The sequence below is a fragment of the Streptomyces sp. NPDC001663 genome (assembly GCF_042893105.1).
In the GTDB taxonomy this organism is placed as follows: domain Bacteria; phylum Actinomycetota; class Actinomycetes; order Streptomycetales; family Streptomycetaceae; genus Streptomyces.
Window position 1 is genome coordinate 69,847 of sequence record NZ_JBIAUR010000006.1, and the last position, 19,690, is coordinate 89,536.

The window sequence follows — 19,690 nt, forward strand, 5'->3', positions numbered from 1 at the left end:
GTCGGACGGACGTACCTTCAAAGCGGGCGTACTTTCTCGAGGGCGAGGAGAAGCAGCAATGTCCACCACTGAGCAGCGGGTCGCCGTGGTCACCGGCGGAGCGCGCGGCATCGGTGCCGCCACCGCCGTACGACTGGCCGCCGAAGGCCGCGCGGTCGCCGTGATCGATCTCGACGAGGCCGCCTGCAAGGAGACCGTGGAGAAGATCACCGCGGCCGGCGGCAAGGCCCTCGCGGTCGGTGCCGACGTCTCCGACGAGGCGCAGGTCGAGGCCGCGATCGCGCGCGTCGCCGAGGAGCTCGGCGCGCCGACGATCCTCGTCAACAACGCGGGCGTGCTGCGCGACAACCTGCTGTTCAAGATGAGCGTCTCCGACTGGGACACCGTCATGAACGTCCACCTGCGCGGCGCCTTCCTGATGTCCAAGGCCGTCCAGAAGCACATGGTCGACGCCGGCTTCGGCCGCATCGTCAACCTGTCCTCCTCCTCGGCCCTCGGCAACCGCGGCCAGGTCAACTACTCGGCCGCCAAGGCCGGTCTGCAGGGCTTCACCAAGACCCTCGCCAAGGAGCTCGGCAAGTTCGGCATCACCGCCAACGCCGTCGCCCCCGGCTTCATCGCCACCGACATGACCGCCGCCACCGCCGCGCGCGTGGGCATGGGCTTCGAGGACTTCAAGGCCGCGGCCGCCACCCAGATCCCCGTCGCCCGCGTCGGCGAGCCGGACGACATCGCCAACGCCATCGCCTTCTTCACGGGCGAGGCGGCCGGGTTCGTCTCCGGCCAGGTGCTGTACGTCGCCGGCGGACCGCTCGACTAGGAGATCATCCACTCATGACTGAACTGCCCGCACTCTCCGGCAAGGTCGCCATCGTCACGGGCGCCAGCCGCGGCATCGGCTACGGCGTCGCCGAGGCGCTCGTCGCCCGCGGTGACCGTGTGGTCATCACCGGCCGAGGCGAGGACGCCCTCAAGGAGGCCGTCGAGAAGCTCGGCGCCGAGCGCGTCATCGGTGTCGCCGGCAAGGCGCACGACCTGGACCACCAGACCGAGGTCGTCGAGCGCGCCATGGAGGCCTTCGGCCGCGTCGACCACCTGGTCAACAACGCCGGTACCAACCCGGTTTTCGGCCCGATCGCCGACCTCGACCTGAACGTGGCCCGCAAGGTCTTCGAGACCAACGTGATCTCGGCGCTCGGCTTCGCGCAGAAGACCTGGCACGCCTGGCAGAAGGACAACGGCGGCGCGATCGTCAACATCGCCTCCGTAGCGGGCATCGCGCCCTCGCCGTTCATCGCCGCGTACGGCGTCAGCAAGGCCGCGCTGATCAACCTGACCCAGCAGCTGGCGCACGAGTTCGCGCCGAAGGTGCGGGTCAACGCGATCGCCCCGGCCGTCGTGAAGACCCAGTTCGCCAAGGCCCTGTACGAGGGCCGGGAGGCGGAGGCGGCCGCCGCCTACCCGCTCGCCCGGCTCGGCGTGCCCTCCGACATCGGCGGCGCCGCCGCGTTCCTCACCTCCGAGCAGTCCGACTGGATCACCGGCCAGACGCTCGTGGTCGACGGCGGCATCTTCCTGAACGCCGGCGTCGGCTGACGCACCAGGCTGTACGTGCCCATGACACGGGCGTCGCTGGACATCAGCGGCGCCCGTGTCCACGTACAGGAAGAACACATTCCTTTGACAACGTCGTCATGAACGCGCTGATCAAGAACGCCGTGCCGAACCTGGTGGAGTTGGCGGAATGCTGCGGTATGGTCTGCCGACCCTTGGTACGGCAGATCGAGGAGCGAGCGCGTGTTCAACCGGAAGCGACGCCTGCGGCAGGTGGCGGCCATCGCGTCCATATCGTCCCTGGTGGCCGGATGTGGCGTGCTCTCGTCGGGCTCCTCCGACGACGAGGGAGCGATCACCGTCGGGACGACCAGCGCCCCCAGCACACTGGATCCCGCAGCCTCGTGGGACCAGTCCTGGGAACTGTTCCGCAACATTTACCAGACGCTCCTCAGCTACCCCTCCGGCGCGACCACTCCGCAGCCCGACGCGGCCGACAACTGCCGCTTCACGGACAGTTCGAACAGAACGTACAGATGCGAGCTGCGCTCCGGCCTGACGTTCTCCGACGGCCACACGCTGGACGCCAAGGCGGTCAAGTACTCCATCGACCGCATCCGGAAGATCAACCTCAACGGCGGCCCCGCCGGCCTGCTCGGCAGCCTCGACCGGGTCCAGGCGCTCGGTGACAAGGAAGTCGTCTTCCACCTCAACAAGCCGGACGCCACCTTCCCGTTCGTCCTCGCGACGCCCGCGATGTCCATCGTCGACCCCGAGGAGTATCCGGCCGGCTCCCTGCGCAAGGACTCCAAGGTCGACGGCTCCGGGCCGTACACCCTCGACTCGTACACCGAGGGCAAGGAGGCCGTGCTCGTCAAGAACGGCAACTACCAGGGCTACGCCGACCGCAAGAACAGCGCGGTGACGATCCGCTACTTCCAGGACTCGTCCACCATGGTCACCGCCCTCAAGGCCAAGAAGCTCGACGTCGCCTTCCGCGGCCTCAACGCCGACGACATCGTCGACCTCCAGAAGCACGACGCCGGCGGCAACCTCCAGCTCGTCGAGGGCTCCGGCATCGAGATCAACTACCTGGTGTTCAACCCGAAGGAACCCTGGGCCGGCAAGGCCGCCGTCCGCAAGGCCATCGCCCAGGTCATCGACCGCGGCGCGATCGCGCACAAGGTCTACAAGGACACCGTCGAGCCGCTGTACTCCATGGTCCCGAAGGGACTGACCGGGCACACCACCGACTTCTTCGACGACTTCGGCAGCCCCAGCACCTCCAAGGCCCGCAAGATCCTCACCGAAGCCGGCATCACCCAGCGCGTCCCGCTCACCCTCTGGTACACCACCGACCGCTACGGCTCCTCCACCAAGCTGGAGTTCGCGGAGATCAAGCGGCAGCTGGAGGACTCCGGCCTCTTCACGATCACCCTCAAGAGCCGGCCCTGGAAGACGTATGTGAAGGGCTACCAGGACGGCGAGTACCCGGTGTTCGGGCGCGGCTGGTTCCCCGACTTCCCGGACCCCGACAACTTCATCGCGCCGTTCGTCGGCAACCAGAACGCGCTCGGCACGCCCTACCCGGCGCCCGAGATCACCGGTGTGCTGCTGCCGCGCTCCCGCAGCGAGAGCGACCGTGCCAACGTGGTCTCGGACTTCGAGGAGGCCCAGCAGATCCTCGTGAGGGACGCGCGGCTGCTGCCTCTGTGGCAGGGCAAGCAGTTCGTGGCCGCGAGCGACGAGATCTCCGGCGCGGAGCGGGCGCTCGACCCGTCGACGATCATGATGATGTGGGAGCTGTACCGCAAGACCAGCTGGTAGCGCGCGGACTTCGGGGAGCGGGGGTCGTTGTCAGTGGTCGCCTGTAGGTTCTGAGACCTGAAGCGACCGCACGACATAAGGACGTTGACGTGACCGACACCGCCATGCTGCCCGAGTCCTGGCGCGGGGTTCTGGGCGACGAGCTGCAGCAGCCCTACTTCAAGGAGCTGACGGAGTTCGTCGAGGAGGAGCGGGCGCTCGGTCCCGTCTACCCTCCGCGCGAGGAGGTCTTCGCCGCCCTGGACGCGACGCCGTACGACAAGGTGAAGGTCCTGATCCTCGGCCAGGACCCGTACCACGGCGAGGGCCAGGGTCACGGTCTGTGCTTCTCCGTCCGCCCGGGCGTCAAGATCCCTCCGTCCCTGCGCAACATCTACAAGGAGATGCACGAGGAGCTGGGCACCCCGATCCCGGACAACGGCTATCTGATGCCCTGGGCCCAGCAGGGCGTCCTGCTGCTCAACGCGGTGCTCACGGTCCGCTCCGGCGAGGCCAACTCGCACAAGGGCAAGGGCTGGGAGAAGTTCACCGACGCGGTGATCCGCGCGGTGGCCGACCGCCCGGACCCGGCGGTCTTCGTGCTGTGGGGCAACTACGCGCAGAAGAAGCTCCCGCTGATCGACGAGACCCGGCACGTGGTGGTCAAGGGCGCGCACCCCTCCCCGTTGTCCGCGAAGAAGTTCTTCGGCTCCCGCCCGTTCACGCAGATCAACGAGGCGGTCGCGGCGCAGGGCCACGAGCCGATCGACTGGACCGTCCCGAACCTGGGCTGACCGGCCACCGCCGGGCCGGTTTCCCGTCGGCCCGGCCCGGTGCCGCCTGACCGGGATTGCGGGCGGCTGCGGTTAGCGTCGACTGCACAGCCGACGAGCGGGCGGAGGACGCGGTGGCCAAAGGACAGGAGCAGGCGGCGCCGGATGCCGTGATGACGCGGATCGGGCAGGTCGTCATCCTGCACCACGCGGGCGACCGCGAGGAGGCCCGGCACCGCTTCCTCCAGCTCTGGTCGGAGATCGGCGCGGACGGCGACCCCCTGCACCGCTGCACCCTGGCCCACTACATGGCCGACGCCCAGGACGACCCAGCGGATGAACTGGCCTGGGATCTAAGGGCGTTGACGGCCGCCGAGGAACTCACGGACGATCGCCTCGCCGCCCACGAAGGAGCGCTCGCGGTGCGCGCCCTGTACCCCTCGCTGCACCTGAACCTCGCGGCCGACTACGTGAAGCTCGGCCGCAGCGGAGCCGCCCGCACCCATCTGCGCCGGGCCCGCGGAGCCGCACGGACACTCGCGGACGACCCCTACGGGGACGGGGTGCGGGCGGCCATCGAGCGGCTGGAGCTGCGGTTGGGGGAGGACGGAGCCGGCGAGGGGGTGTGGGGGCCACCGCGGCAGCGGCCGTAGGACGGCTGAGGCCGGGTGGTCGGGTGGGCCGGGTATCAACGCCCGTACGTCTGCTGGCAGATGACCGCCTCCGGGCTGTCCGCCCGCCAGCCCCCGTACTGCCTGCCCAGGGCGCACACGTCCGCGTTCTTGGGAACCGAGCCCTTGGGGAGCGACTGGGACACCTCGGGGATCTTGGCGTGCGGATGCGGGTGCGGGGGATGCGCCGGTGACTGCTTGTGCGGTCCGTGCGGTCCGTGCGGTCCGTGCGGTCGGTCGGGTCGGCCCGGCCGACCGGGCGAAGGCGCAGTGGCCGCCGAGCGGTGCGGCTCCGGTGTATCGGGCTGAGCCCGCCCGGACGGTTCGATCATCTCCAGTGCCTCACGGGCCGGCGCCTGCACGACCCGTGGGTCCGCGCTGCCGTCCGGGCGCGGAACCGATTCCCGGGACGGTGCCGCCGTCGGCGGGCCGGGCACGGGCGGGCGCTGGACGGTCACACAGCCGGAGAGGGCCGTGACGGCCGCGGTGACCAGGAGCGTTGCGGTGGTCGTCGTTCGATGCACCCGCGCAACGATGTCGGGTCCGGTGGGTCGGCAGACGGCGGACAGGCGGAGGTTGGCCCGCACGGGTGATCTCGCACCCCGTACGGAGGGCGCGGGTGCGGCAGGCTGACGTCAGTCGCCCGTGGCGCCGTCGATGCGCTCGCGGATCAGGTCGGCGTGGCCGTTGTGCCGGGCGTACTCCTCGATCATGTGGGTGTAGATCCAACCCCTCGCCGGTGCGCCGATGCTTGCCCTCGGAGATGTCGTCCAGGGCGAAGCGGGCCGCGTTGCGCCGGGCGAGCTCGATCTCGGCCTGCCAGGTGGCGTACGCCTCCGCCCACGTGTCCGCCTCGGTGAGGTGGAACTCGCCGTCCGGGTCCTCCTCGGTGTAGTAGATCGGGCCCGCGTCCTCGTTCGCGAGGACCTTGCGGAACCAGCCCCGCTCGCACTCCGCCAGATGCCGCACCAGCCCCATCAGGGACAGCGAGGACGGCTCCACGGAGGCGGTTCTGAGCTGGGCGTCGGTCAGACCCTCGCACTTGAGCGCCAGGGTCTGCCGGTGGTAGTCCAGCCAGCCCTCCAGCATGGTGCGCTCGTCGGCGTCGGTCGCGGGTTCACGGCGTTCGATGGTCATCCCCGCATCCTGACCCACCGCACCCGAGCCCACCACGGGTTTTCAGCCGCCGAGCATCCCCCGCAGCAACTCCCGCAACCCCGCGCGCACTTCGTCCAGGCTCGGCACCTCCGCGTTGAAGGAGCCGGCCACGCAGGAGAACATCAGCCCGTCCGCCCAGGCCACCAGCGACAGCACGTGCCGGGCCGGGTCCTTCGAGCCCATCGCCGTGACCATGCCGCCCAGCTGGTCGCGGAAGCGGGCGCCGGTCGCGTCGAAGTAGGCGCGCAGCTCGGGGCGGCGGGTCGCCTCCAGGGCCAGCTCGTAGCGGGCGAGGGTCAGTTCGCGGTTGCGGGTCAGGGCGCGGTGCGTGGCGAGGGCCAGCGCGTCGACGAGGGAGGGGAGCCCGGCCGCCGGGTCCGGCATCTCGTCCAGGGCCAGGACGCGCGCCTCGCGCTCGGCCAGCCGCCGCACCGCCAGCTCCAGCAGCGCCTGCCGGGTCCGCGCCACGTTCGAGGTGGAGCCCTGCGACAGCGCTGCCGCCTCGTCGACGGCCCGGTGCGTCAGCCCGCGCATCCCCCGCTCGGCGAGCAGGGCGAGGGCGGTGTCGGCGACGAGGTCGGGACGGGAGGCGGCGGGGGTGTCTGCGGGGGTGGAGGTCGACATGGTGGTCAACCTACCGGGTGTACTACGGCTGTAGTACGGTGGATCCAGTGCGGCACTACAGGTGTAGTTATTCCTTCACGCAGCGGACCCGAGGAAGTGCTATGTCACATACCACCGGCCGAGCCGTCGTGATCGGCGGCGGAATAGGCGGCCTGACCGCGGCCGCAGCCCTCCACCAACGCGGACTGCACGTCACCGTCCTGGAGCGCGCGGTCTCCCTGGAACCGGTCGGCGCCGCCATCTCCCTCGCCCCGAACTCCCTGCGCGCCCTGGACGTCATCGGGCTCGGCGACGAGATCCGCGACTTGGCCGCCTGGCAGGAGGACGGCGGGCTGCGCACCCCGGGCGGGCGCTGGCTCTCCCGCTCCAGTGCCGACGCCGCCGCCGAGCGCTTCGGCGGCCCCCTCGTCCTGCTCCACCGATCGACTCTCGTCACCAGCCTCGCGGCCCTGCTCCCGCCGGACACCGTCCGCACGGCCGCGCCCGCGACCCTTGCCGACCCGGGCGACGCCGACCGGCCGGCCCGGGTGAGCACTCCGGACGGCGAGCTGGAGGCAGACCTCGTCGTGGCGGCGGACGGCATCCGCTCCGCCGCACGCCGGTCGCTGTTCCCGGAGCACCCCGGGGCCGTCTACTCCGGGTTCACCACTTGGCGGATCGTGGTCCCGGTGCCCGGTGCCGAGTTCGCCTCGCACGAGACGTGGGGGAGGGGCCGTATCTGGGGCACGCACCCGCTCAAGGACGGGCGGGTCTACGCCTACGCCGCCGCCCTCGCGCCGGCCGGCGCGAGGGCGTCCGACGGCGAGCGGGCCGAACTGCTGCGCCGCTACGGCGACTGGCACGACCCGATCCCCGCCGTCCTCGCCGCCGCACGCCCCGAGGACGTCCTGCGGCACGACGTCCACCACCTCGCCCAGCCGCTGCCCGCCTTCCACCGCGGCCGGGTCGCTCTGCTCGGCGATGCCGCGCACGCCATGCCGCCGATGCTCGGGCAGGGCGGCAACCAGGCGATCGAGGACGCGATCGTGCTCGCCGCCCACTGCGACGACCTCGCCGCGTACACGGCGGCCCGTCTTCCCCGTACGACCGCCATCGCGCGCCAGTCCGTCAAGGTGGCCCGCATGAACCTGATGAGCAGCCGCGCCGCCATCGCCGTACGCAACACCGCAATTGCGGCACTGTCCAAGGCGGGACCCGCGCTCCTCCTGCGCAGCTTCGACTCGATCGCCGACTGGCGGCCGCCGCAGCAGCCGTATGCTTCCGGCAGGACCCCGGCAGGCAACCGTTAGAGGAGACCGTCCCGTGAAGGTCGGCTGCATCGGACTCGGCGACATCGCGCAGAAGGCCTACCTCCCGGTGCTCGGCGCTCTTCCCGGGATCGAGCTGCACCTGCAGACCCGCACCCCCGCGACTCTCGCCCGGGTCGGCGACAGCCTCCGCGTCCCGCCGGAGCAGCGGCACGCGGATCTCGACGCCCTGCTCGCCCAGGACCTCGACGCCGCCTTCGTGCACGCGCCCACGATCGTGCACCCGGAGATCGTGACCCGGCTGCTGGAGGCGGGCGTGCCGACGTACGTCGACAAGCCGCTCGCGTACGAGCTCGCCGACTCCGAGCGGCTGGTGGCGCTCGCCGAGGCGCGGAACGTCAGCCTGGCCGTCGGCTTCAACCGGCGTTTCGCGCCCGGGTACGCCCAGTGCGCGGACCATCCGCGCGAGCTGATCCTGATGCAGAAGAACCGGATCGGGCTGCCGGAGGAGCCGCGCTCGATGATCCTCGACGACTTCATCCACGTCGTGGACACGCTGCGTTTTCTGGTGCCGGGGCCGGTCGACGACGTGACGGTACGCGCGCGCGTGGAGGGCGGGCTGCTGCATCACCTCGTGCTGCAGCTGTCCGGGGACGGCTTCACCGCGCTCGGTGTGATGAACCGGCTCAGCGGTTCGGCGGAGGAGATCCTCGAGGTGTCCGGGCAGGACACCAAGCGTCAGGTGCTCAACCTCGCCGAGGTGATCGACCACAAGGGCCAGCCGACCGTGCGGCGGCGCGGCGACTGGGTGCCGGTGGCGCGGCAGCGCGGTATCGAGCAGGCGGTGCTGGCCTTCCTCGACGCGGTGCGCGCGGGCAAGGTGCTCAGCGCCCGGGACGCGCTGGCGACTCACGAACTGTGCGAGCGGGTGGTACGTGCGGTGCAGGACCGGACCGCCTGAGGCGGACGGCCCGTACGCCCTCGGCCGCGCAGCACACGGCGAGGATCAGGAGCGCGCCGTGCACCGGCCAGTCGCCGTAGCGGGCGTACGGGGTGACGCCGTGCGCCAGTGGAATGTCGTATACCACTGAAGCGCTGTCGCTCGTGCCGAGCCACGAGCCGATCCGATGCCCGCTCGCGTCATACACCGCCGAAACCCCGGTCAACGTCGCATGCACCATGGGCCGCCCGGTCTCGGCAGCGCGCAGCGCGGCGAGCGAGGCGTGCTGCTCAGGGGCCCAACTGTGCTGGAACGTCGAGGTCGCGGACTGGGCTATCAGCAACTCGGCGCCGTCCCGGGCGAGATGGCGGCTCATGTCGGGGAAGGCCGACTCGAAGCAGACCATCGGGCCGACGCGCAGGCCGTGCCCGACGTTCATGACGACCTGCTGCGAGCCGCGCCTGCGGTCCTCGCCGGCCGCCTTGCCGACGGAGGTCGCCCAGCCGAGCACCGAGCGGAACGGGACGTACTCGCCGAAGGGCACGAGCCGCATCTTGTCGTAGCGGTCGCCGGTGAGGCCGTCCGGGCCGACGAGCACCGAGCTCTTGTAGATGCCGGGTTTGTCGGAGCGGCGAGCGTCGACGTTGACCAGGATGTCGGAGCCCGTCTCCCTCGAGAGCGCCGCTATCCGCCGTGCGAGGTCGGGCCGGTCTCCGAGGTCGAAGCCGACGCTGCTCTCGCCCCAGACGATCAGGTCGACGCCCTGTCCGGCGAGCTTGCGGGTGAGCTGTTCCTCGCGGTCGAAGCGCGCGTCGGCGCCATCTATTACACCGGCCTGTACGACCGCGATCCGCGTCCGGCCGTCGACGTCCGGGCGCGGTGACCACACCCAGGCCGCCGAGGTGGCCGCGGCGGTCGCGACGAGTCCCGCCACGGCCGGGACCCGGGACGCACGCACCGACACCAGCACGGCCACCGAGACGTTGACGGCCACCACCAGGAAGCTGAGCAGCCACACCCCGCCGACCGAGGCGAGCCGCAGCGCGGGCTCCACGTCCCACTGGCTCGACCCGATCATGCCCCAGGGGCCGCCGAGCCCCTGCCAGGAGCGCACGAGCTCGGCCATGAGCCAGGCCGACGGCAGCACGAGGAGTGCGGCCAGACCTCGCCCCGGCCCGGGCACCCCGCCCAGGAAGCGGCGGACGAGCCAGCCCCAGGGGGCCCACAGGGCGCCCAGCAGCGCGGCGATGAGAAAGATGAACACATGCAGGCTCGGCAGCAGCCAGTGGTGCACGGCCACCAGGTAGCCGAACCCGCCCCACCATCCGTCGTACGCGGCGCGTTTCCCGGTCGGCGCGGAGCGGACCAGGACGATCCAGGGGACCAGGGCGACGTAGGCGAACCACCACAGGGACGGCGCGGGGAACGCGAACACGGGCAGGGCGCCGGCGAGCGCTGCGATCGCCGAGCGCCGCCACGGGGAGGCGAGCCAGTGACCGAAGGTCTTCATACGGCACCTCCCTACCCGGCGGCTGGCTCCAGTGTGCGTGCTTCCGGTGATCTCGGCCAGGGGGGTCATCTCGGCCAAGGGCCGGATTCAGCCGCCCGCGGGCGCGGAGTGCGGCTCGGGCAGACGGCGCCACTTCTCCTGTACGACCACCTCGCGCAGCCGCCAGCCGTCGTATGTGCGGAGCAAGCCGAAGCGGTAGCGGCCGCCGCACACGAAGTCGGGGGCGGCCGACTCTGCTCCGTCCTTCGCGAACCGCATCGGGTTGACGTAGTCGGCCTGCACGCGCGCGGTGTCGCCGACGTCCTGCTCCAGGGGCCCGAACCGCACCCGGCGGTTGACGATCAGGTGCTGCCGCATCGGGAACAGCAGCATGCTCTCGGCGAGCCACTCGGCGACCTTCCCCGCGGCCCCCTCGATACCGCCGGCCGAGCGGTAGTCCGCGCGCCCGTCGGGTGTGAACAGCCCCCGGTACGCTCTCCAGTCGCCGTCGTCCACCGCCACCGCGTAGTCGGTGACCAGCTCGTCGACGGCCAGCCGGTCCATGACGGTCGCCAGCTCCACTCGCTGTGTCATCGGCTCAGTGTTGGGCATGGGACGGGCCGGGCCAAGAGGCGTGCGGCGACTCGTGTGTCGTGAACGGCGGGCGCGGGCACGGAAGTTGGCAGGGCCGCCGCCAACACCCCTTCCTATACTGACCGGATGATCGATGTTCCGCTCAGTGCGCTCGAAGTGGCCATGGTCCAGGCGGGCGCCCGGGCCGCGGACACGCTACGGGACACCACCGAGTTCGCCCGGCGCCTGGACGGCCTCGGCTACCTGCGGCTCTGGTACGCCGAGCATCACCACTCCCCGGCCATCGGAGCCTTTCCGCCGGTCGTCCTGACCGCCCACGCGGCCGCCTCGACGTCGTCCATCCGTCTCGGCTCCGGGGGTGTGCTCGCCCCGAACCACGCCCCGATCATGCTGGCGGAGCAGTTCGGCACGCTGACCGCACTGCACCCGGAGCGGATCGACCTGGGCATCGGCCGCGGGCCGGCCACCTTCGACGAGCCGACGGCGCGGGCCCTGCGGCGTGGGGCCGGACCGGCGACGGACGACGAGTACCGCGACGACGTGGCGCAGACGCTGCGTTTCCTGGTGGACGAGGTCGCCCTCGGCCCGCTCCCGGAGCCGTGGCTGCTGTCGTCGAGCACGGCGGGTGCGGCGCTCGCCGCGGAACTCGGGCTGCCCATCGCCTTCGCCCACCACATTCGCCCCGACAACACCCTCGCCGCGCTCGACCACTACCGCGAGCACTTTTCGCCCTCCCGCTGGTGCGCGCGTCCCCGCGTGCTGATTTGCGTGGAAACGGTGTGCGCCGAGACACAGGAGGAGGCGGCCCGCCTCGCGGGCCCGATGGACGTCGTCAAGGCCGGGCTGCTCAAGGGGCGGGGAGACATTCCCTTCCCGACGCCCGAGGAGGCGGCCGCCCACTCGTTCACCCCGGAGGAGGCACGGGCGTTGACGGGCTTCCGCGCCCAACAGGCCCACGGCTCACCGGAGATCGTGGACAAGCGCCTGACGGAGCTGGTGGACGTGACGGGTGCGGACGAGCTCATGCTGGTGACGCCCATCTATGCGCTGGCCGACCGCCTGAGGTCGTACGAACTTGTCCGGCAGCACGTCATGCTGCCCGCGGCGCCACAACTGCCGTAGCAGAAGGTCTTCTTCAGGCCGCCTCGATGACATCGCTCCGGATCGCCGCCGCCCACTCGACCACCAACAGCTCGTACTCCGCGCGCTCCTGAGCCGAGAGGGAACCGCCCGCGCGCATCCACAGGGCACGGATCTGCTCGTTCACCTCGGCAGCAGAGCGCACGGAACCACGGGTCACGGAATCGGGGGACATGCGCACAAGCCTAGGGGCAAGCACTGACACTGCGCTACCGGATGGCTACTGAGGACGTATGCGATTGGTCACGGATTTTCGTGGCGCCGCTGAACTCCCGTGTCGTGGCGCGGTGTTGGATCACCGTCACTCCTGTCGCTCGGCCCACGTGCGCGACCAGTCCAGCAGCGGTCGCATCGCCGTGACCAGGTCAGTGCCGAGCGGTGTGAGGTGCCAGGTCGACTCGGCGGTCGGGGCTGTGAGGCCCGCCTCGCGCAGCTCGGTCAGTCGGGTGGACAGGACGCTGGAGGACATGCCGTCGCAACGGCGTTGCAGGTCCCGGAAGCCGATCGGGTCGCCGTGCTGGTGGAGTTCCCAGATCACGCGCAGCGTCCAGCGCCGGCCCAGCAGGTCGAGCGCGGCCATGACGGGACGGCCGGTGGTGGATCCGCGTACGGGGCGGCCGGGGGTGGGCGTCGATCCCAACTGGCCTCCTCTCGATCCGATCCGCACTGCGGTGCGTCGCTCACGAATGTTCCTCCCTCACTCTTGCGCTTCGATTTCAGAAGCGCAAGAGTCGGTCGGCGTGAAACAGCGCATCGACGGCGTCGCGCCGCCCTACACCCCGGAAACCGATCGCGCGTTGCACCGGTGGATGCCGCCGGGCGCCGACCGCGGACCCCTGATGCTCTTCAAGGTCCTGGAACGTCACCCCGAACTCGCCTCACGCATGCGGGCGTTGGGCGCAGGCCTCCTCGTCCACGGCCGGCTGTCCGACGCGGACCGTGAGCTCGTGATCGCCCGGGTCTGTGCCCGGAGCGGCTGCGGCTACGAGTGGGGTGTGCACATGGCGGCGTACGCAGAAGTGGCCGGTCTCACCCCGCGGCAGATCCCCCTGACCGCGACCGGCACCCCCGACGATCCGGCCTGGTCGCCCCGCCAGAAGGCCCTGCTCCGTGCCGTCGACGAATTGCACGCCGGCTCGCAGCTGACCGACGAGGCATGGTCGGGACTGCGGGAGCACCTCGACGAGCCCGAGACCGTCGAGTTCCTCGTCCTCGCCGGCTGGTACCGGACGATCGCCTACGTGGCGAACGGCACGGCGATCGACCCCGAACCGTGGGCGCTCGCCCTGCCCGAGGAGTGGGTCAGCCCGCCGACTCCGCCGCGTGCGGGCTGAGCGCGCCCGTCGTGACCAGGGCGATGATGACGATGCCGAGCGCGATGCGGTACCAGACGAACGGCATGAAGCTCTTGGTCGAGATGAACTTCATGAACCACGCGATGACGGCGTATCCGGTCGCGAAGGCGATCACCGTCGCGAACAGGGTCGGGCCCCATGAGACATGGTCGCTCTCCAGCGCGTCCTTGGTCTCGAAGAGGCCCGACGCCAGCACCGCCGGGATGGCGAGCAGGAAGGAGTAGCGGGCCGCGGCCTCGCGCTTGTAGCCCATGAACAGGCCGCCGCTGATGGTGGCGCCGGAGCGGGAGACGCCGGGGACGAGGGCCGCCGACTGGCACAGGCCGAAGATCAGGCCGTCCTTCACGCCCAGGTTCTCGAGGTTCTTGCGCTGCTTGGGTGCCCGGTGGCGGCCGCCGGTCTCGTCACGTGCCGCCAGCCGGTCGGCTATGCCGATGACCACGCCGACGACGATCAGCATGGTCGCTGTGATCCGCAGATCGCGGAACGGCCCCTCGATCTGGTCCTTGAACAGCAGCCCCAGCACACCGATCGGGATCGATCCGACGATCACCAGCCAGCCCATCTGCGCGTCGTGGTCCCGGCGCATGTCCTTGTTCACCAGCGAACGCGCCCACGCCGAGATGATCCGCCCGATGTCCTTGCGGAAGTAGATGAGCACGGCGGCCTCCGTGCCGATCTGCGTGATCGCCGTGAAGGCCGCGCCCGGGTCCTTCCAGCCGGAGAAGGCCGCGGTCAGCCGCAGATGCGCGCTGGAGGAGACGGGAAGGAACTCGGTCAGCCCCTGGACGAGTCCGAGGACGAGGGATTCAAACCAAGACATGAAGTTACGGAGTCCAAGTGCTGATGGAGGAAGGGGCGCCGGGCGTACCGCGCCGCCGGGCACGGTGATCGCCGCCGTCGGGCGCGGAGATCACACGGCAGCGTAGCGCCCCCGGATGACAGGCCCGGCACAGGGGTTTCGCAGGCGGCCGGTGGCCTCGGCGTTTGCGGTGTTGACCAGCCACAGGGGCGGAGCTTACGTTTCACCGGAGGGGAAAGCGCTTGCTGTTCTTCCTCGCCGGCTCGTCGTCCCCGGAGGAGTGCTGATCAGGTCCATGTCCACGTCCGAGACCCGCCCAGGGACGTCCCGGCCTCCCTCCGCCCCGCTCACCGGCCGCCGCATCAGGGCCGCTCTCGTCGGTACCGGCGCCATCGGGCGGGGCTCGCACCTGCCCGCGCTGGCCAAGCTCGCGGAGGAGGGCGAGACGGAGGTCGTCGCCGCGGTTGACATCGATGCCACCGCCGTCGAGGAGTTCTGCCGGGCGACCGGGATCCCGCACGCGTACACCGACCTGGAGCAGATGCTCCGCGAGCAGCGCCCCGACCTGGTGAGCATCTGCACCCCGCCGACGCTGCACCGCGACCAGACGACCGCCGCGCTGCGTGCCGGGGCGTGGGTGTGGTGCGAGAAGCCGCCGGTGCCGACGCTCGCCGACTACGACGCGGTGGAGGCCGAGGAGGGCAAGGACGGCGGCCCGTACGCCTCGATCGTCTTCCAGCACCGCTTCGGGTCGGGTTCGAAGCACGTTCGACGACTGCTCACCGAGAAGGCCATGGGCCGGCCGCTCGTGGCGCACTGCCAGACCACCTGGTACCGCGACACCGCGTACTACGCCGTGCCCTGGCGCGGCCGCTGGGCGACCGAGGGCGGCGGGCCGGCGATGGGACACGGCATCCACCAGATGGACCTCCTGCTGGACCTGCTCGGCCCGTGGAGCGAGGTGCGCGCGATGGCCGGGCGCCTGGTGCACGACGTGGAGACCGAGGACGTCTCGACCGCCCTGGTCCGCTTCGAGAACGGCGCCCTGGCGACGATCGTCAACAGTGTCCTGAGCCCCGACGAGGTCAGCCGCATCCGCATCGACTGCGAGCGCGCCACCGTCGAACTGACCCACCTCTACGGTCACGGCAACGAGAACTGGCGCATCACCCCCGCCCCGGACGTGTCCGGCGACGAGGTCGCCGCCTGGCAGGACTTCGGTGCGGACGTACCGAGCTCGCACCTGGAGCAGCTGCGGGAGCTCGTCGCGAGCATGCGGGCCGGGGAGCGGCCGCGCAGCAGCGGCGCGGACGGGCGCACGAGCCTGGAGCTGATCGCCGCGCTGTACAAGTCGGCGTTCACCGACGTGACGGTGAGGGCGGGCGAGATCGGCCCCGGCGATCCCTTCTACACGGCGATGCACGGCAACGCCCCCGGCTGGGCACCCGCCCCCGTCGTCGCCGAGGAGGTCTCCGCATGACCGGCCTGCGTCTCGTCCACGCCCACGGCGACCGGATCACGATCACCGAACCGTCCACCGGCGTCGAGCTGCTCAGCTACGTCTACGCCCCCGAGGCGGCCTGGGAGTCCCCGAAGCCGTACCTCCACCCCCTGCGCACCCTGGCCGGCGACGTCGTCACCGACTACCGGCCCAACGACCACCGCTGGCACAAGGGCCTGCAGCTGACGGCCTCGCACCTGTCGGGCGCCAACCTGTGGGGCGGCAACTCCTACGTGCACGGCGAGGGTTACCTCGAACTCCCCGAGCGCGTCGGCTCGATGGCGCACGTCGGCTTCGACGAGGTGGCCGCCGGGGAGGACCGTGTCGTCATCGCCGAGAGGCTGACCTGGCACCCGTACAACGGCGAACTGTGGGCCGACGAGGAGCGCCGGATCGAGATCCACGACGTCGACCGGGAGTCCGGCTCCTGGGCGCTGACCTGGACGAGCGCCGTCACCAACCGCCGTGACGAGCCGCTGCTCTTCGGCAGCCCGACCACCGCCGGGCGTGAACTGGCGGGCTACACCGGCCTGTTCTGGCGCGGTCCGCGCGCCTTCCGCGACGGCCGGATCATCGGCCCCGAGTCCGAGGGTCCGGGCCTGATGGGCGAACAGGCGCCCTGGCTCGCCTACTCCGGCGAGCACGACGGCACCGACGGCCACGCGACGCTCGTCTTCGTGCATGCTCCCGAGAACGACCACGACGGCTCCCTCGGGACGCACCCCGCCCACTGGTTCGTACGCAACGAGCCGTTCGCCGCGGTGGCACCCTCCTGGGCGTTCTACGACGAACTGGAACTCGCCCCCGGTGACACGCTCACCCGCCGCTACCGCGTCGTCGTGGCGGACGGAGCCTGGGAGCGGGAGGAGATCGCCAAGTACCTGGAGGCGCATCCGTGGTGAACGGTTTCCCGGGGTTGCCCGGCGGGGTGGCCGTCTCGCACCTGTCCGTCTACGACTGGCCCGCCGCCGACGGCGTCTGCGGCGGAACTCCCCATATGCACCTGACCTGTTCGGAGGGGTACGTCGTCACCGGCGGCCGGGGCGCGGTGCAGACGCTCACGACGTCCGGTTACGAGGTCACGCCCCTCGTACCCGGTACGGTCGCCTGGTTCACGCCGGGCACCATCCACCGGCTGGTCAACGAGGACGACCTGCGCATCACCGTGCTGATGCAGAACAGCGGGCTGCCCGAGGCGGGCGACGCGGTGCTGACGCTGCCGCCGCGGTACCTGACCGACCCCGACACGTACGCCGCCGCGACCAGGATCCCGACGGACGCACCGGAGGAGGAGCAGGCCCGGGTCGCCCGGGCCCGCCGTGACCTGGCCTTGGAGGGCTACCGAGCCCTGCGCGACGCGGACGGCCCGGAGCCGCTGGCCGCCTTCCACCGCGCCGCCGCGGCACTGGTGCGCCCCCGTCTCGCCGAGTGGCGCGAGCGCTGGCAGCGGGGTGCCGAGGCGGCCGCGGCAGCGACGGGGGAGCAGCTGGACCGCCTCGAGAAGGGCGACGTCACCCACCTCGCGGACGCCGTCGTACGCGCCGAACTGCCTTCGGCGTACGGGAAGTTCGGGATGTGCGGCCGGTTGGACGTGTACCAGGGCCCCTAAGCGGCGGGTGTAAGGGGCTCGACCGGCGCACCGGCGGCGAGCACCCTGCTCTGCAGCGCGGTGATGCGCTGGATCACGAACACCACGAGGACCGCCGCGGCGAGTTCGAGCACTTCCGCCACCACCAGGAGGGGCAGCGAGGTCCCGCCCCCGAACTGGGACGCCGCGGTGAGCACGGTGTGCCCGGCCCACGCCGCCCACCAGACGTTCACCAGGACCTCGTCGCGGCCGGTCTCCGTCGTCCCGACGCTGCTCGCGCGCCGTACCTCGAGGACGAGCCCCCGCGGAACCCACAGGTTGACCACCGGGATCAGCCAGGCGAGGACGGCCCACGCGCCGGATCCCGTGACGGCGCCGGGAGACAGCACCTGTGCGTTGCGCCGGCAGCGGCTGAACCACACCAGGAAGAGCGCGATCGCCGCAGTCGTCAGGTACACGAACACCATCGACGCGAACCCCGACCTGTTGAGCGACGCATCCGTCGGGTGCAGACGGTGAGCCCTGACGGCCACGGACCGGAAGACGTCCGCGACTGCCGCCACGGGTATGACGGCCTGCGTGCATCGCGCGAGGAGCCATGGCGCCTTGCTGAGGGGACTGTTCACAGCGGGAGGATAGGGCCGCCCGCACCCTTGCGACCTTGCCGTTTACCTGAACATGACCATGCTCAGGCTGCTGTCGGACCCGTCACCGTCCAGCCCGTGGCCTGCGGGTGAGCGGTGAGGTCCTCGTGCCGCACCGCCTCGCCGCAGGCCCGGCAGGTGACGACGGGGACCAGTTCGTTGCCGCAGCTGTGCTCGACCACCATGGGCCGGTCGCTGTCCTTGCGCAGATGGCGGTCGCCCCATTCCATCAAGGTCATCAGGACCGGCTCCAGCTCGAGCCCCGCACGGGTCGGCCGGTACTCGAAGCGCTGCGGCCGCTCGCTGTAGACGCGCTTTGTCAGGATCCCGGCGTCCACGAGCCGGCGCAGCCGGGTGGTCAGGACGTCGCGCGGGGCGCCGATGTTGCGCACCAGCTGGTCGAAGCGACCGTTGCCCAGGCACACCTCCCGCAGGACGAGCAGGGAGTACTTCTCGCCGACGAGCGCCAGGGCGTCGGCGATGGAACAGGGGCGCGGGTCTTTGGTGGCGGCCATGGGGCCCAGTCTAGGAGAGGGTTTGATTTTCCAACCCACTCGGTTATGGTGAGTTTGAATTTCCTACTCACCAGTAGTTCCTGGCAGTTGTCCGCCGGTTGTCGTGGAGGCCGCACCATGCGTGACGCAGTGATCGTCGAAGCCGTACGCACCCCGATAGGCAAGGGCAAGCCGAACGGCTCCCTCGCGCACGTCCACCCCGTCGAGCTCCTCGCCCACACCCTGCGCACCCTCGTCGACCGCTCCGGGGTCGACCCGGCGCTGATCGACGACGTCATCGGCGGCACCGTCGACCAGGTCGGCGAGCAGGCCATGAACACCACCCGCTACGCCGTCCTGTCGGCGGGCTTCCCCGACTCGGTCCCGGCGACCACCGTGGACCGCCAGTGCGGCTCCTCCCAGCAGGCCGTGCACTTCGCGGCGCAGGGCGTCATGTCGGGGGCGTACGACATCGTCGTCGCCTGTGGTGTCGAGTCGATGAGCCGCGTACCGATGTGGTCGAACGTGCCGCCCGGCAAGGACCCCTTCGGCCCCGGTGTCGCCGAGCGCTACCCGGAGGGCCTGGTTCCGCAGGGCATCAGCGCCGAACTGATCGCAGCCAAGTGGTCGATCAACCGTGAGCAGATGGACGCCTTCGCCGTCTCGTCGCATCACAAGGCCGCCGCGGCCTGGCAGCAGGGCCTCTTCGACGCCGAGGTCGCGCCTCTGGAGGGTGTCACGCGCGACGAGTGCGTGCGGCCCAACAGCACCTCCGAGATCCTCGCCGGCCTGCGCCCCGCCTACCACGACCCGGCCTTCGCCGAGCGCTTCCCGCAGATCGAGTGGAACGTCACCGCGGGCAACGCCAGCCCCATCAACGACGGCGCCTCCGCCGTGCTGATCACGTCCAGTGAGACCGCCGCCCGGCTGGGCCTGCGCCCGCTCGCCCGGCTGCACAGCTTCGCCGTCACCGGTTCCGACCCGCTCCTGATGCTCACCGGCGTCATACCGGCCACGGAGAAGGTGCTGCGCAGGGCCGGCCTGACGCTCGACGACATCGACCTGTTCGAGGTCAACGAGGCGTTCTCCAGCGTCGTCCTGGCCTGGCAGCAGGAGACCGGCGCCGATCTCGCCAAGGTCAACGTCCACGGCGGCGCGATCGCCATCGGGCACCCGCTCGGGGCGAGCGGCACCCGCCTGACCACGACCTTGGTGCACGCCATGCGCGCGCGTGGAGCGCGTTACGCCCTGCAGACCATGTGCGAGGCGGGCGGACTGGCCAACGCGATGATCCTGGAAGCCGCGTAGGC

General features: G+C 70.9%; 22 protein-coding genes and 1 pseudogene. 13 read left to right on the top strand and 10 right to left on the bottom strand.

Going from position 1 to position 19,690, the window contains the following annotated elements; all coding sequences use genetic code 11:
- Positions 1-58 precede the first annotated feature (58 nt).
- From fabG to ACFY1L_RS20060, 5 genes are all read left to right on the top strand, one after another.
- Complete coding sequence (fabG, locus tag ACFY1L_RS20040; RefSeq protein ID WP_361256886.1) at positions 59-820, top strand: 3-oxoacyl-ACP reductase FabG; 762 nt, start codon at positions 59-61, stop codon at positions 818-820.
- A gap of 14 nt (positions 821-834) precedes the next feature.
- Positions 835-1,596, top strand: coding sequence for an SDR family oxidoreductase (locus ACFY1L_RS20045; RefSeq protein WP_388825588.1), 762 nt, complete (start codon positions 835-837; stop codon positions 1,594-1,596).
- A 201-nt stretch (positions 1,597-1,797) separates the two neighbouring features.
- The gene (locus tag ACFY1L_RS20050) at positions 1,798-3,381 is read left to right on the top strand and encodes an ABC transporter substrate-binding protein (RefSeq protein ID WP_388825591.1); all 1,584 of its coding nucleotides are present in this window, start codon (positions 1,798-1,800) and stop codon (positions 3,379-3,381) included.
- Positions 3,382-3,470: 89 nt separating this feature from the next.
- The gene (ung, locus tag ACFY1L_RS20055; RefSeq protein ID WP_388825594.1) at positions 3,471-4,154 is read left to right on the top strand and encodes a uracil-DNA glycosylase; all 684 of its coding nucleotides are present in this window, start codon (positions 3,471-3,473) and stop codon (positions 4,152-4,154) included.
- Positions 4,155-4,267: 113 nt separating this feature from the next.
- On the top strand, positions 4,268-4,786 hold the full coding sequence (locus ACFY1L_RS20060; protein WP_388825597.1) for a hypothetical protein: 519 nt from the start codon (positions 4,268-4,270) through the stop codon (positions 4,784-4,786).
- A gap of 35 nt (positions 4,787-4,821) precedes the next feature.
- On the opposite strand, the gene ACFY1L_RS20065 is transcribed toward ACFY1L_RS20060, so the two are convergent.
- The 3 genes and pseudogenes from ACFY1L_RS20065 to ACFY1L_RS20075 form a co-directional block, all read right to left on the bottom strand.
- Positions 4,822-5,328, bottom strand: a complete 507-nt coding sequence (locus ACFY1L_RS20065) for a hypothetical protein (protein ID WP_388825600.1) — start codon at positions 5,326-5,328, stop codon at positions 4,822-4,824.
- A 111-nt stretch (positions 5,329-5,439) separates the two neighbouring features.
- Positions 5,440-5,941 (bottom strand): annotated as a pseudogene (locus tag ACFY1L_RS20070) (DinB family protein).
- A gap of 42 nt (positions 5,942-5,983) precedes the next feature.
- Positions 5,984-6,586 carry a TetR/AcrR family transcriptional regulator gene (locus ACFY1L_RS20075; protein WP_388825603.1) on the bottom strand — a complete coding sequence of 201 codons (603 nt, stop codon included), beginning with the start codon at positions 6,584-6,586 and terminating at the stop codon, positions 5,984-5,986.
- Between the two features lie 101 nt (positions 6,587-6,687).
- Between ACFY1L_RS20075 and ACFY1L_RS20080 the strand changes: the two genes are divergently transcribed.
- Both ACFY1L_RS20080 and ACFY1L_RS20085 read left to right on the top strand, forming a co-directional pair.
- Positions 6,688-7,875, top strand: coding sequence for an FAD-dependent monooxygenase (locus tag ACFY1L_RS20080; protein ID WP_388825606.1), 1,188 nt, complete (start codon positions 6,688-6,690; stop codon positions 7,873-7,875).
- A gap of 13 nt (positions 7,876-7,888) precedes the next feature.
- On the top strand, positions 7,889-8,794 hold the full coding sequence (locus ACFY1L_RS20085) for a Gfo/Idh/MocA family protein (RefSeq protein WP_388825609.1): 906 nt from the start codon (positions 7,889-7,891) through the stop codon (positions 8,792-8,794).
- Here ACFY1L_RS20085 and lnt read toward each other — a convergent pair.
- Positions 8,718-10,283 (bottom strand): apolipoprotein N-acyltransferase, encoded by a 1,566-nt coding sequence (gene lnt, locus ACFY1L_RS20090; RefSeq protein WP_388825612.1) that lies wholly within the window; start codon positions 10,281-10,283, stop codon positions 8,718-8,720. The genes ACFY1L_RS20085 and lnt overlap by 77 nt on opposite strands.
- An 87-nt stretch (positions 10,284-10,370) precedes the next feature.
- Complete coding sequence (locus ACFY1L_RS20095; RefSeq protein ID WP_388825615.1) at positions 10,371-10,856, bottom strand: nuclear transport factor 2 family protein; 486 nt, start codon at positions 10,854-10,856, stop codon at positions 10,371-10,373.
- A gap of 126 nt (positions 10,857-10,982) precedes the next feature.
- Here ACFY1L_RS20095 and ACFY1L_RS20100 point away from each other — a divergent pair, with 126 nt between their 5' ends.
- On the top strand, positions 10,983-11,978 hold the full coding sequence (locus ACFY1L_RS20100; protein WP_388825618.1) for an LLM class flavin-dependent oxidoreductase: 996 nt from the start codon (positions 10,983-10,985) through the stop codon (positions 11,976-11,978).
- Between the two features lie 13 nt (positions 11,979-11,991).
- On the opposite strand, the gene ACFY1L_RS20105 is transcribed toward ACFY1L_RS20100, so the two are convergent.
- Both ACFY1L_RS20105 and ACFY1L_RS20110 read right to left on the bottom strand, forming a co-directional pair.
- Positions 11,992-12,171 (bottom strand): hypothetical protein, encoded by a 180-nt coding sequence (locus ACFY1L_RS20105; protein ID WP_361256850.1) that lies wholly within the window; start codon positions 12,169-12,171, stop codon positions 11,992-11,994.
- 126 nt (positions 12,172-12,297) lie between these two features.
- Positions 12,298-12,576, bottom strand: a complete 279-nt coding sequence (locus ACFY1L_RS20110; protein WP_388826878.1) for a winged helix-turn-helix transcriptional regulator — start codon at positions 12,574-12,576, stop codon at positions 12,298-12,300.
- Positions 12,577-12,736: 160 nt separating this feature from the next.
- Between ACFY1L_RS20110 and ACFY1L_RS20115 the strand changes: the two genes are divergently transcribed.
- Positions 12,737-13,330, top strand: a complete 594-nt coding sequence (locus tag ACFY1L_RS20115; protein WP_388825621.1) for a carboxymuconolactone decarboxylase family protein — start codon at positions 12,737-12,739, stop codon at positions 13,328-13,330.
- Here ACFY1L_RS20115 and ACFY1L_RS20120 read toward each other — a convergent pair.
- A complete protein-coding gene (locus tag ACFY1L_RS20120; RefSeq protein WP_388825624.1) occupies positions 13,299-14,174 on the bottom strand; it encodes an undecaprenyl-diphosphate phosphatase in 876 nt (291 codons plus the stop codon). The genes ACFY1L_RS20115 and ACFY1L_RS20120 overlap by 32 nt on opposite strands.
- A 274-nt stretch (positions 14,175-14,448) precedes the next feature.
- Between ACFY1L_RS20120 and ACFY1L_RS20125 the strand changes: the two genes are divergently transcribed.
- The 3 genes from ACFY1L_RS20125 to ACFY1L_RS20135 are packed head-to-tail and all read left to right on the top strand — an operon-like array spanning position 14,449 to position 17,263.
- Positions 14,449-15,633, top strand: coding sequence for a Gfo/Idh/MocA family protein (locus ACFY1L_RS20125; RefSeq protein WP_388825627.1), 1,185 nt, complete (start codon positions 14,449-14,451; stop codon positions 15,631-15,633).
- Positions 15,630-16,556 carry a PmoA family protein gene (locus tag ACFY1L_RS20130; protein ID WP_388825630.1) on the top strand — a complete coding sequence of 309 codons (927 nt, stop codon included), beginning with the start codon at positions 15,630-15,632 and terminating at the stop codon, positions 16,554-16,556. Before ACFY1L_RS20125 ends, ACFY1L_RS20130 begins: the two co-directional genes overlap by 4 nt.
- The gene (locus ACFY1L_RS20135) at positions 16,553-17,263 is read left to right on the top strand and encodes a cupin domain-containing protein (RefSeq protein WP_388826881.1); all 711 of its coding nucleotides are present in this window, start codon (positions 16,553-16,555) and stop codon (positions 17,261-17,263) included. The genes ACFY1L_RS20130 and ACFY1L_RS20135 overlap by 4 nt, the downstream gene beginning before the upstream one ends.
- Here the strand turns inward: ACFY1L_RS20135 and ACFY1L_RS20140 are convergent.
- A complete protein-coding gene (locus tag ACFY1L_RS20140; RefSeq protein WP_388825633.1) occupies positions 17,260-17,868 on the bottom strand; it encodes a DUF4328 domain-containing protein in 609 nt (202 codons plus the stop codon). The two genes, ACFY1L_RS20135 and ACFY1L_RS20140, sit on opposite strands and share 4 nt — an antisense overlap.
- Before the next feature lie 62 nt (positions 17,869-17,930).
- Positions 17,931-18,401 (bottom strand): winged helix-turn-helix transcriptional regulator, encoded by a 471-nt coding sequence (locus ACFY1L_RS20145; RefSeq protein WP_388825636.1) that lies wholly within the window; start codon positions 18,399-18,401, stop codon positions 17,931-17,933.
- A gap of 117 nt (positions 18,402-18,518) precedes the next feature.
- On the opposite strand from ACFY1L_RS20145, the gene ACFY1L_RS20150 reads away from it, so the two are divergent.
- Positions 18,519-19,688 (top strand): thiolase family protein, encoded by a 1,170-nt coding sequence (locus ACFY1L_RS20150; protein ID WP_388825639.1) that lies wholly within the window; start codon positions 18,519-18,521, stop codon positions 19,686-19,688.
- Positions 19,689-19,690 lie beyond the last annotated feature (2 nt).